Here is a 10,877-nt window from a genome sequence, read left to right as displayed (position 1 = left end):
CGCTGGGACGACGCGCGCTGGCGGGCACCAGAATGCCCGGCCCGATTTTACCATGGATACCGCTCTATTGGCTGCTCATGTCCTTCGCCGCATGGCGGGCTTTGCGGCAATTGAACCACTTGCCATTCCTTTGGGAAAAAACACCGCATCGCCCTGCGCGGTCTATTCAAGAAACCCCGGGCCAGAACCAATGATCAGCGCATCTTCATTGCCAATAACTTCAAGGTCCCGATCTTTGTAGGGCAGGCTTAATAAAACGCGGCGGATAACGGCGATGCGCGCGCGGCGCTTATCGTTGGAACGCACGACCGTCCATGGCGCATGGGCAGTGTGGGTCCGGGCCATCATCTCGTCGCGCGCCTTTGTGTAGTCATCCCATTTTTCGGCACCGGCAATATCCATCGGTGAGAACTTCCAGTTCTTCAGCGGGCTATGGCGGCGATCATGGAAACGTTTGAGCTGCATGGTCTGCCCGATGTTGAGCCAGAATTTGAAAAAGAAAATACCGTCAGCCACGATCATTCGCTCAAAGCCGGGGGTTTCCTCCAGAAAGGATTCATGCTGTTCGGGCGTGCAAAAGCCCATAACAGGTTCGACGCCACCCCGATTGTACCAGGAGCGGTCGAACGTCAGGAATTCTCCACTTGTCGGAAAGTGTGAGACGTAACGCTGATAATACCATTGCCCGCTTTCTGTTTCGGTGGGCTTGGGCAGCGCGACATTGCGCGCATTACGAGGGTTCATATATTGGCGCAAGGTGAAGATCGTGCCTCCCTTGCCAGCGGCATCGCGGCCCTCAAAAACCGATACAACGCGGCGGCCGGTGTCCTGCAGCCAGCTTTGCATCTTCACAAGTTCTATTTGCAGCTGCTCCAAGGTGTCTGCGTATTCGTCCTTGTCCATTTTCTCCGTGTAGGGAAAATCCCCAGATGCAAGGGCACCGTCATCAATCCAATCGGGTAATTTGGGATCATCAATATTGAAGCTGCGCTTCTTCCCATCAATCTTCAGTTTAAGTGTTGTCTTACCGACTTGTGGCTGGTCGGATTTCTTTTTCGAATTCTTGGCCAATACAGCCTCCCTCAATTGACATGAAGCCATGTTATTGGGACAGCGTTGTGGCGTCCAGTGTCGATGACAAAGCATGGCAGGGCAGGGAGTTGAATGCATGAGCATATTGGGTTCGGGTCGGGAAAGCCGCGGTTTGCGGCAAAGAGCGTTGCAACGGATCATCCGTGCGCGCTACATTCTGGGTGCCGCTGCCTTTCTCACTGCGCTTGTGCTCAATTCCGGTGCCTCCTGGTGGTTGAGCTTTGCGATTTTAATGCTGCTGCTGCTTGGTGTTGTGGCACTCTCCGCAAGCATTCCGCGCATTGATGATGCGAGCGCAGTCCAGCCCATAAACGATGCAGCAATCTTTCGCCTATCCGGTCAACAGCTTGCTGCCCAATTGCCTGATCCGCTGATCATCTTCGATCACGAGGGCACAATTCTCTATGTGAACCCTGCTGCCAATGGTGCATTCGGTCCATTGGCGCGGGGCGGAACGCTGCTCCTGCATTTTCGTGCGCCAGAAATGCAGACCCTCGTCCAGTCAGTCATGTCCGATGCGCAGGCCGGATCGATTGACTATTCTGAACGTGTTCCGGTGGAGCGTTGGTATCGCGCCACCGTCCTTCGTCTTGATCAAGGTGGTCCGGACCGGCAGTATCTCCTGTCATTCCGTGATCTGACCGAGGCGCATCGGCTTGAACGCATGCGATCAGACTTCATCGCCAATGCCAGCCACGAGTTGCGCACGCCGCTTGCCTCGCTCAGTGGCTTTATTGAAACCTTGCGCGGACCAGCGCGCAACGATGCCGTCGCCCGCGATAATTTTCTTGAGATTATGCAGAAGCAGGCCGAACGTATGGCGCGGTTGATTGATGATCTCCTGTCTTTGTCGCGTATCGAGATGAAAGCCCATATCGCCGTCAAGGATCAGGTCGACCTGACCACGGTTCTGAACCATGTGGTTGACTCGCTCCGCCCGCTTGCTGCCGATCTGGACATCGAGATTGAACGGAACATTGATCCGGGACCTGTCATGGTCCTTGGCGATCGGGATGAACTGACACAGGTTTTCCAGAATTTGCTGGAGAACGCCTGTAAATATGGCCAGTCGGGCAAGAAGATTATTGTTGAACTCAGCAACAATGGCGATGGTATCAAGGCCACCGTTCAGGATTTTGGTCCCGGCATACCGGAAGAACATATCCCGCGGCTTACCGAGCGCTTTTATCGGGTTAACATTGAAACAAGCCGCGCCCAGAAAGGCACGGGACTGGGCCTGGCAATCGTCAAGCATATTCTGACGCGCCATCGCGCTCGTCTGGTGGTCCGCTCTCGTGTCGGCGAAGGATCATCTTTTACGGTCGCTTTTGGGCCGCAAAAAACCAAGGCATGAGAACAAACAAAAAAGGCGCCCTCAGGCGCCTTTTCCAATTGCATTTCCGCTTATCGAACGCGTCGGCGATCCGATGCCGGCTGGTAAGCCAAGCGAGAGTGATAGGTGCAGTAGGGGCCACCTTCAGCCACATCATTTCCACAGAAGTGAAAATCAGGCTGTAGCGGATCACCCATTGGCCACTTGCAGGTGCGCTCGCTGAGCTGCACCAGTTCGAGACGGCGTGAAATCGGTACAACGACGTCAGTCGACGAAGTTTTCATGACCGTCTGCGTCACGGTGTCAGCAAAATATTCCTGCTGCAGTGCCGTTGCGCCAATACTCTTGGTAACCACCCGGCTTGTCATCTGTGCAGATGTTGTAACACCGCTGCGATGGCCGCTTGTGGCTGTTGTATTGACTTTTTTGCTGCGCGTTTGTGTCGATGTGGTCTTGCCGCGTCCTGACAGTTTCAKGCGGTGCACCTTACCGATGACCGCATTGCGGCTGACACCACCCAGCTGTGCTGCGATCTGACTTGCACTCAGACCTTCGGCCCAAAGCTTTTTCAGCTGTTCTACGCGCTCATCTGTCCAGTTCATCTTCCTTGGCTCCGTATTGTGCGGACTCTAGGCTGAATCCTTCCTTCACATCTGGATTGCTCCAGATTGCAGATACTATATCTATCCAGGTGACGAGGTCCGCCGCACGAAATCTAGCTATTCCGTTTCTCAAGCTACAATATGCGATGACTCTGTGACAAGAGTCGGGCGTGGGAAGCAGCTATGCTTTTTTGGGTTTTCCCCAACTTGCGCGTGGAAACGCGGCATAAATGACATTTCTTTGAGAACATGTCGCTTTCCGTATGACGGTATGGTTATAGTTTTGAAAAACTTGAGGAAAGACCGTTCTTTGCAAAGGGTAATATCTCCCCGGTTTCTGAAGTGTTTATTTGACAATTGCAATTTGAATGATGATATTACCTGCGTCAGGCCGCCCTTGTGGGCGGCTTTTTGATTTCATCGCTGCCGGTTTCATCTTAGCAAACAGCAGATCCAAATAGGGTATTGGAGGCCCGAAACGACATGACGGACGCAAACGCGCAACCGCTATACGACACTTTTGCTCGTGCGGATCTGCGCTTTGAGCGAGGAGAGGGTGTCTGGCTGATAACCGAGGGCGGTGACCGCTATCTCGATTTCGCCGCTGGCATCGCTGTCAATTCGCTCGGCTATTCGCATCCGCATCTTGTCGAGACCCTGAAGACCCAGGCTGACAAGCTGTGGCATCTTTCCAATATCTACGAAATTCCTGGACAGAAGCGCCTTGGTCAGCGCCTTGTTGACAGCACCTTTGCCGACAAAGTCTTTTTCACCAATTCCGGCGCGGAAGCTCTGGAATGTGCGATCAAGACCGCGCGTCGCTATCATTATGTGAATGGCCACCCGGAGCGGTTCCATATCATTACGTTCGAAGGCGCTTTCCACGGCCGTACCTTGGCTACAATTGCGGCTGGCGGTCAGGAAAAATATCTCGAAGGTTTCGGCCCAAAAGTATCAGGTTTCGATCAGGTGCCGTTTGGCGATGAGAAAGCGCTGAAGGCGGCTATTGGTCCGCAGACTGCTGCGATCCTGATCGAGCCGATTCAGGGTGAGGGCGGTGTGCGCCCGGTTCCCGATGAAGATTTGCGCCGCCTGCGCAAGATTTGTGACGAGAATGGCCTGCTGTTGATCCTCGATGAGGTTCAGTCTGGTGTCGGACGTACGGGCAAATTTTTTGCCTATGAATGGTCGGGCATCACGCCTGACATCATGGCTGTTGCCAAGGGTATTGGCGGCGGTTTCCCGCTCGGCGCCTGTCTTGCAACCGCTGAAGCGGCCAAGGGCATGACGGCAGGTGTGCATGGCACGACCTATGGCGGCAATCCGCTCGCTATGGCTGTAGGCAACGCGGTGCTTGATGTCATTCTTGCCGATGGCTTCTTTGAGCATGTTCAGCAGATCGCACTGTTCATGAAGCAGGGTCTTGCCTCGATTTCCGATCGCTATCCGGAAGTTGTTGCGGAAGTGCGTGGCCGTGGTCTGTTGATGGGCATCAAGAGTGTTGTTCCAAACACAGCGCTTGTGCAGGCCCTGCGCGATGAGCATCTGTTGACTGTTGGTGCGGGTGACAACGTTGTTCGCTTGCTGCCGCCACTGGTCGTAACGGAAGAAGAAGCACGCGAGGCTCTTTCGCGGATTGAAGCGGCTGCCGAACGTCTGTCGGTCACAGCCCGGCAGATGAGTGCGTAGGGAACTGTCATGACAATCAAGCAGGACCTCCGTCACTTCACGGATATTTCGGCGCTTTCTTCTGGTGTGTTGCGTACGATCTTGGATGACGCACGTGCACGCAAGAACCGGCTCAAGGCAGGCAACATCGAAAAACCCTTCGCAGGCAAGGTCCTTGCGATGATTTTCGACAAGCCTTCGACACGTACCCGCGTTTCCTTTGATGTTGGTATGCGCCAGCTCGGTGGCGAAACCATCATGCTCACGGGGTCGGAAATGCAGCTCGGCCGTAGCGAGACCATCGCCGATACGGCAAAGGTGCTCTCGCGCTATGTCGATATCATCATGATGCGCACAACGACCCATGACCGGTTGACGGAAATGGCCGAGAACGCCACCGTGCCAGTGATCAATGCTCTGACGGATGACACACATCCTTGTCAGATCATGGCTGATATCATGACGTTTGAAGAACATCGCGGCCCGGTCAAGGGCAAGACGTTTGCCTGGACAGGTGACGGCAACAACGTGTTGCACTCGCTTGTGGAAGCTGCTGCGCGTTTTGATTTCAATCTGAACATTGCCACGCCTGATGGCAGCGAGCCGGAAAGCAAATATCTTGCCTGGGCCAAGAGTGCCGGTGGCAATGTCAGGCTGACGACCGATCCGATTGCCGCGGTCGAGGGCGTCGACTGCATCGTCACTGATACATGGGTTTCGATGGGTCAGGAAGGCCGTGCGCGCGGTCACAATGTATTCATGCCCTATCAGGTCAATGATGCTTTGTTGAAGCATGCGCATCCCGATGCGCTGTTTATGCACTGCCTGCCAGCGCATCGCGGTGAAGAGGTGACGGATTCAGTCATTGACGGACCCCATTCCGTTGTTTTTGATGAGGCTGAAAATCGATTGCATGCGCAAAAAGCAATTCTAGCCTGGTGTCTCGAAGGAGGTCGCCCGAGTGTCTGATATGTCTGACATTGCCAATCGCCCTGACGAGTATGTTTTCGCCGGGGACGACGCCGTTGTTCCGTTTCAGGTCGAGGCGCTCGACGCCCGTGGCCGCGCCGTGCAACTGGGTGCAACGCTGGATGATATTCTCAGCCGTCACAACTATCCCGAGCCGGTGGCAAAGTTGCTGGCGGAAGCCATTGTCCTGACCGTTCTTTTGGGAACGTCGTTGAAGTTTGATGGCAAGTTCATTTTTCAGTCGCAGTCCGATGGACCTGTCGACATGCTTGTTGTCGACTTTCGTACGCCCAATTCAGTGCGTGCCTACGCCCGTTACGACGAGGACCGTTTGGCCGAGGCAATTGCTGCAAATGAGCTGTCTCCCGAACAGTTGATGGGCACCGGAACACTCGCGCTGACAGTTGATCAGGGCGAATACACCCAGCGCTACCAGGGCATTGTTGCGCTTGACGGCTCCAATCTTGAGGAGATCGCCAAGACATATTTCCGCCAGTCGGAACAGATCCCGACGGATATCCGTCTATCGGTCGCCAAGCTTATCGAGCGCGGCGAGGACGGTAAGCCCGTTGAACAATGGCGTGCTGGTGGCTTGATCGTGCAGTTTTTGCCGCAATCCGAGCTGCGTATTCGCCAGCGCGATCTTCCGGCTGGTGATGCCCCCAACGCTGATCAGGATGATGAAGAGTTCGACGAGGATGATGACTGGACCGAAGTAAAGGCTTTGGTCGCCACCATTGAGAGTTCGGAACTGACCGACCCGCAAGTAGGAGCCGAGAGGCTGCTCTATCGTCTGTTTCACGAGCGCGGTGTCCGTGTATTTGACGCGGTCCCGGTCAATGACGATTGCTCGTGCTCGCGTGACAAGATTGCGGGTGTTCTTTCCGGTTTCACCGCTGAAGAGATCACTGACAGCATTGAAGATGGCAAGATCAGCGTAACTTGCGAATTCTGCTCCACTCAATATGAGTTCGACCCAGCAGAATTCCTGCCAAAGAACTGATTTTTCCTCAGGCGCGCGAGCGCGCCCGGCAATAAGGATCGCCATTATGGACGTGCGTGACAGCAACGGAAACGAGCTTCAGGATGGCGATTCAGTCACTTTGATCAAGGATCTCAAGGTCAAGGGGACATCTGAAACAATCAAGCGTGGCACGCTGGTCAAGAACATTCGTCTGAATGGCCGTGAAGGCGAAGTCGAATGCAACACCAAGCAGGTCAAGGGCTTGGTCCTCAGAACAGAATTCGTCAGGAAAGCCTAGCGAACTGGCGCTGTCACGCATCGCCCATTCCGATATTCGCTATTGCTGCATTCCGTTGGTCATCCGCCAGGAAACCAGTGCCTCGTGAGCAACGGTGACGACGATAAGCAGCACGATAAATGCGCTGATGATCAACCATAATGGCCATGGCTTGACCGACCGCTTGGCGAACAGCCCGACAACAAGGCCCGGAACAAGCGCCAGCGCCAGCAGTTCCGGTATGCCGGCTTTTCCGGCTTGAATGCTTGGCAGAGCATACCCCATAAGCAGCGCACCAAAACCGACCGCAAAAGTGACAATGGAACAGGCAAGCGCCTTCACATAGGGTATTTCAGTTTGGGTGGTCATCAGCTCATGCACTCTTGCTTGTCAAAAATGGCGCTTAAAACGACTGCGCTATAAATCAAACCGCTTGGTCGATAGTTAATTCAATGTCCGCAATTGGTCTGGCAAATCAAGCGAAAAAGCCGGAATCTCGATATCGAACAATTTTCCGGCCTCGGTTTCCATGGAGTAGCGCCCGACCATAACGCCTGATGTCGTCGTCAGAGGGCAGCCCGATGAATATTGAAATGAGTCGCCGGGATTGAGCACCGGTTGTTCGCCAATCACACCCGGTCCACGAATTTCCTCGATCTGACCGTTTCCATCCGTAATTTTCCAATAGCGGGCCCGCAATTGAACAGTCCCATCGGATTCATTGGCAATCGTAATCCGATATCCCCAGACATATCTGTTCTCTTCCGGATTGGACTGCTCCTCCAGATAGAATGGTTCTACGACAACTTCAATGTCACGGGTAACGGCGCGATACATAATAAACCTTGTTTCACCACTGATATTGCGGGTCGCAGCCATTACGTCAACCATTACAATACATAAAGTTGGTTAAAATTAATGTGAATATTCAATATTATCTCAAAATTTATACTTAAATATACCAAAACCGCACTGAAATTGGTTTCAGTGCGGCATCGGCAGTGGCTTATTTGGCTGCCTTGAGGGCGGTGTCAAAATCCTCGATCAGATCATCGGCGTCTTCAAGGCCGACGGACAGACGCAACAGCCCATCCGAAATGCCCAGTTCTGCGCGCGCTTCATCTGTAAGGTTTTTATGGGTGGTTGTCGCGGGATGAGTGATGAGACTTTTCGAATCCCCGAGATTGTTGGAAATTCGCACCACTTCCAGGCCATTTTCGAAATCGAAAGCCGCTTTCTTCCCGCCCTTCAGTTCAAACGCAACAAGAGTTGAACCGCCTGTCATCTGCTTTGCAATGATATCGGCCTGCGGATGGTCGGCACGGCCGGGGTAAATCACCTTGGCAATTGCCGGATGATCGGCGAGGAAATCGGCAATCTTTGCCGCGCTTTCCGTTTGCTGACGCACGCGCACCGGCAAGGTCTCAAGACCTTTCAGCATGATCCATGAGTTGAACGGGCTGAGGCCCGGACCCGTGTGGCGGAAATATTCGTGCAGATTTTCGTCGATCCATTTCTTGTCGGAAAGGATAACGCCGCCAAGGCAACGTCCCTGACCCTCAATGTGCTTGGTTGCCGAGTAAACAACGATATGCGCCCCAAGTTCGAGCGGCTTCTGGAACAGCGGCGTCGCGAACACATTGTCGACGATCAGCTTGGCGCCGACAGAATTGGCGATCTTTGCCACGGCAGCGATATCGACAATCTCGAGCGTTGGATTGGTCGGGCTTTCCAGAAACAGCGCCTTGGTATTCGAGCGGATAGCGTTTTCCCAATTCTCGGTCTTCGAACCGTCAATCAAGGTGAAATCGACGCCATATTTCGGCAGGAGCGTTTCGATAATGTAACGGCAGGAGCCGAAGAGGGCGCGCGCTGCCAGAACATGATCACCGGCCTTGACCTGACACAGGATTGAAGCGGCAACGGCGGCCATGCCGGAAGCAGTGGCGCGGGCATCTTCCGCGCCCTCAAGGGCACACATGCGCTTTTCGAACATGTCGGTGGTCGGGTTGGCATAGCGTGAATAGATGAAACCGGGTTCTTCGCCTTTGAAACGGGCTTCGGCGGCTTCGGCGCTGTCATAGACAAAGCCCTGAGTGAGGAAAAGCGCTTCTGATGTTTCACCGAAACCGGAGCGCAGGGTTCCGGCATGAACGAGTTGTGTCGCGGGGCGCAGCTTGCGGGTTGTGGTCATCGTCTTCTCAATCTGCCAGAATCTGGCCAATAAAAAACCGGCCTTGCGGGAATCGCAAAAAGGCCGGACGAGACCGGGCCTCTTTTAGCAAATTATTTAACGTGGCTGCAAGCCGGCCGGCCAAATCACCACGGGATAAAAGTGCTTTAATCCTCTTGGCGGCTTGCGTCAATCGGGTGAGGCGCTAAAGCTTTTGTGAAATTTAGTGAGGTCGCGGCGGTTGATATGAGTATACATGAAGCGGGCATTCTGGCGGATAGTGGCATCAGGGCATTGCATCAGGCCGGTGCGCTGAAAACCGAACGGGATTTCGATGCCGATCAAATTCAGCCAGCCAGTCTCGATTTGCGGCTTGGCACGAAAGCCTATCGTGTGCGCGCCAGCTTCATGCCAGGACCGGGAACCCCGGTTATCAACAAGCTGGAAAAGCTGAAGCTGCATGAGATTGACCTTAGCCAAGGTGCAGTGCTTGAAACCGGCTGTGTCTATATTGTCCCGCTGCTGGAAAGCCTTGCTCTGCCTGCGGGCGTTTCTGCATCGGCCAACCCTAAGAGTTCCACTGGCCGTCTTGATATTTTTACCCGCGTTATCGTCGATGGCGCTCAGGAATTCGACAAGGTGCCCGCGGGATATCACGGCCCTATCTATCTTGAAGTGAGCCCTCGAACTTTTCCGATTGTTGCGCGTGTCGGCTCGCGCCTGTCCCAGATACGTTTTCGCACGGGCCGGGCGCAGCTTGATGAGACGGAGCTGACTGCGCTGCATAAAAATGAAACGCTGGTTGCTTCAGATACGCCCAATATCTCCGGTGGCGGCATTGCTTTGTCCATTGATCTGACCGGCGACAAGAACGGCCTTGTTGGCTATCGCGGCAAGCATCACACCGGCGTGGTGGATGTCGACAAGCGTGGTGCCCACGACCTCTTCGATTTCTGGGAGCCGATCCATGATCGCGGCGCGCGCGAACTGGTGCTCGATCCGGATGAATTTTATATTCTCGTATCGCGTGAGGCTGTGCATGTGCCGCCGCTCTACGCAGCCGAGATGACGCCGTTCGATCCGCTGGTGGGTGAGTTCCGTGTTCACTATGCCGGGTTCTTTGATCCCGGTTTTGGCCACACCGCCGCAGGAGGCACGGGCAGCCGTGCCGTGCTTGAAGTGCGCAGCCATGAGGTGCCGTTCATTCTGGAGCACGGCCAGATTGTTGGCCGCCTCATCTATGAACACATGCTGGAGCGGCCGAAAGCCCTCTACGGCACTGATCTCGGCTCGAACTATCAGGCGCAGGGCCTGAAACTCTCCAAACATTTCCGGTCGTGAGCAGTCACTGATTGACAAAACTTTGGTTTGGCAGAGGCTGATATGCATAACGGATTTCCCTGAAAGAACTGGATATTCGCAATGCCCCAGCAGCCCCAGTCCAAACGACGCCTCCTTGTCATCCTTCTGACGGTCATCACTATCATTGCTCTGCTGCCATTGTTTTCAGTATTGGCTACCTACGCGATCGCCACAACGCTTGGCTGCACAGTGGATGAGGGCAGTGTTCATCCCTGCCTTTTGGGCGGTATGGATATCGGCGACACGCTCTATACGATGGGTGTGATGGGCTGGTTGATGATCCCTGCCGCACCTGTCCTGCTGATTGCAGTGCTGGGTTGGATAGGACTTGGTGTGGCTGTCGTGACTGGTCGGATGCGCAGGGGCTGATATACAGATAGTTTGCAGCATGATCAGCGAATCGGGTTGACTATCGGTCTCGTCTGCTTTTGATTTCG

Annotated in this window: 13 protein-coding genes and 1 riboswitch; of the genes, 8 read left to right on the top strand and 5 right to left on the bottom strand. The window is 54.3% G+C overall.

The window, feature by feature from the left end; all coding sequences use genetic code 11:
• On the top strand, positions 1-194 hold a 194-nt coding region (locus AB4Y96_RS04835; protein ID WP_441916024.1), incomplete at its 5' end, for a hypothetical protein.
• Here the strand turns inward: AB4Y96_RS04835 and ppk2 are convergent.
• Complete coding sequence (gene ppk2, locus AB4Y96_RS04830; protein WP_441916046.1) at positions 163-1,011, bottom strand: polyphosphate kinase 2; 849 nt, start codon at positions 1,009-1,011, stop codon at positions 163-165. The genes AB4Y96_RS04835 and ppk2 overlap by 32 nt on opposite strands.
• A 157-nt stretch (positions 1,012-1,168) precedes the next feature.
• On the opposite strand from ppk2, the gene phoR reads away from it, so the two are divergent.
• Positions 1,169-2,446: a phosphate regulon sensor histidine kinase PhoR gene (phoR, locus tag AB4Y96_RS04825; protein WP_182508947.1), complete on the top strand. Its 1,278-nt coding sequence runs from the start codon at positions 1,169-1,171 to the stop codon at positions 2,444-2,446.
• Between the two features lie 50 nt (positions 2,447-2,496).
• Here the strand turns inward: phoR and AB4Y96_RS04820 are convergent, their stop codons facing one another.
• Positions 2,497-3,027 carry a GcrA family cell cycle regulator gene (locus AB4Y96_RS04820; protein ID WP_441916022.1) on the bottom strand — a complete coding sequence of 177 codons (531 nt, stop codon included), beginning with the start codon at positions 3,025-3,027 and terminating at the stop codon, positions 2,497-2,499.
• 483 nt (positions 3,028-3,510) lie between these two features.
• Here AB4Y96_RS04820 and AB4Y96_RS04815 point away from each other — a divergent pair, with 483 nt between their 5' ends.
• Genes AB4Y96_RS04815 through AB4Y96_RS04800 form a run of 4 tightly spaced genes read left to right on the top strand, consistent with a single transcriptional unit; the run spans position 3,511 to position 6,926 of the window.
• Positions 3,511-4,716, top strand: a complete 1,206-nt coding sequence (locus AB4Y96_RS04815; RefSeq protein ID WP_441916020.1) for an aspartate aminotransferase family protein — start codon at positions 3,511-3,513, stop codon at positions 4,714-4,716.
• A 9-nt stretch (positions 4,717-4,725) separates the two neighbouring features.
• Positions 4,726-5,664: an ornithine carbamoyltransferase gene (gene argF / locus AB4Y96_RS04810; protein WP_091886335.1), complete on the top strand. Its 939-nt coding sequence runs from the start codon at positions 4,726-4,728 to the stop codon at positions 5,662-5,664.
• Position 5,665: 1 nt separating this feature from the next.
• On the top strand, positions 5,666-6,667 hold the full coding sequence (locus tag AB4Y96_RS04805) for an Hsp33 family molecular chaperone (protein ID WP_441916045.1): 1,002 nt from the start codon (positions 5,666-5,668) through the stop codon (positions 6,665-6,667).
• Between the two features lie 46 nt (positions 6,668-6,713).
• Complete coding sequence (locus tag AB4Y96_RS04800; RefSeq protein WP_441916018.1) at positions 6,714-6,926, top strand: alkylphosphonate utilization protein; 213 nt, start codon at positions 6,714-6,716, stop codon at positions 6,924-6,926.
• Positions 6,927-6,965: 39 nt separating this feature from the next.
• Here the strand turns inward: AB4Y96_RS04800 and AB4Y96_RS04795 are convergent, their stop codons facing one another.
• From AB4Y96_RS04795 to AB4Y96_RS04785, 3 genes are all read right to left on the bottom strand, one after another.
• A complete protein-coding gene (locus AB4Y96_RS04795) occupies positions 6,966-7,274 on the bottom strand; it encodes a hypothetical protein (RefSeq protein ID WP_091886327.1) in 309 nt (102 codons plus the stop codon).
• Positions 7,275-7,349: 75 nt separating this feature from the next.
• Complete coding sequence (apaG, locus tag AB4Y96_RS04790; protein ID WP_091886440.1) at positions 7,350-7,742, bottom strand: Co2+/Mg2+ efflux protein ApaG; 393 nt, start codon at positions 7,740-7,742, stop codon at positions 7,350-7,352.
• A 169-nt stretch (positions 7,743-7,911) separates the two neighbouring features.
• Complete coding sequence (locus AB4Y96_RS04785; protein ID WP_441916016.1) at positions 7,912-9,099, bottom strand: O-succinylhomoserine sulfhydrylase; 1,188 nt, start codon at positions 9,097-9,099, stop codon at positions 7,912-7,914.
• A gap of 62 nt (positions 9,100-9,161) precedes the next feature.
• Positions 9,162-9,241, bottom strand: a riboswitch (SAM riboswitch).
• Positions 9,242-9,324: 83 nt separating this feature from the next.
• On the opposite strand from AB4Y96_RS04785, the gene AB4Y96_RS04780 reads away from it, so the two are divergent.
• Together AB4Y96_RS04780 and AB4Y96_RS04775 are read left to right on the top strand one after the other, a co-directional pair.
• Entirely contained in the window at positions 9,325-10,419 is a 1,095-nt protein-coding gene (locus AB4Y96_RS04780; protein WP_091886324.1) for a 2'-deoxycytidine 5'-triphosphate deaminase, read from the top strand.
• An 81-nt stretch (positions 10,420-10,500) separates the two neighbouring features.
• Positions 10,501-10,809: a hypothetical protein gene (locus AB4Y96_RS04775; protein WP_091886321.1), complete on the top strand. Its 309-nt coding sequence runs from the start codon at positions 10,501-10,503 to the stop codon at positions 10,807-10,809.
• Positions 10,810-10,877 lie beyond the last annotated feature (68 nt).

Source organism: Phyllobacterium sp. TAF24 (assembly GCF_052113785.1).
Classification (GTDB): Bacteria; Pseudomonadota; Alphaproteobacteria; order Rhizobiales; family Rhizobiaceae; genus Phyllobacterium.
Note: the sequence above shows the minus strand (reverse complement) of the source record. Positions and strands in the feature narration are given on the sequence as shown.

Coding starts and splice junctions, on each gene's coding strand:
- AB4Y96_RS04775 (WP_091886321.1), top strand. CDS start 10,501: ATGCCCCAGCAGCCCCAGTCCAAACGACGCCTCCTTGTCATCCTTCTG.
- phoR (WP_182508947.1), top strand. CDS start 1,169: ATGAGCATATTGGGTTCGGGTCGGGAAAGCCGCGGTTTGCGGCAAAGA.
- AB4Y96_RS04815 (WP_441916020.1), top strand. CDS start 3,511: ATGACGGACGCAAACGCGCAACCGCTATACGACACTTTTGCTCGTGCG.
- AB4Y96_RS04800 (WP_441916018.1), top strand. CDS start 6,714: ATGGACGTGCGTGACAGCAACGGAAACGAGCTTCAGGATGGCGATTCA.
- argF (WP_091886335.1), top strand. CDS start 4,726: ATGACAATCAAGCAGGACCTCCGTCACTTCACGGATATTTCGGCGCTT.
- AB4Y96_RS04785 (WP_441916016.1), bottom strand. CDS start 9,099: ATGACCACAACCCGCAAGCTGCGCCCCGCGACACAACTCGTTCATGCC.
- apaG (WP_091886440.1), bottom strand. CDS start 7,742: ATGTATCGCGCCGTTACCCGTGACATTGAAGTTGTCGTAGAACCATTC.
- AB4Y96_RS04805 (WP_441916045.1), top strand. CDS start 5,666: ATGTCTGACATTGCCAATCGCCCTGACGAGTATGTTTTCGCCGGGGAC.
- AB4Y96_RS04780 (WP_091886324.1), top strand. CDS start 9,325: ATGAGTATACATGAAGCGGGCATTCTGGCGGATAGTGGCATCAGGGCA.
- AB4Y96_RS04795 (WP_091886327.1), bottom strand. CDS start 7,274: ATGACCACCCAAACTGAAATACCCTATGTGAAGGCGCTTGCCTGTTCC.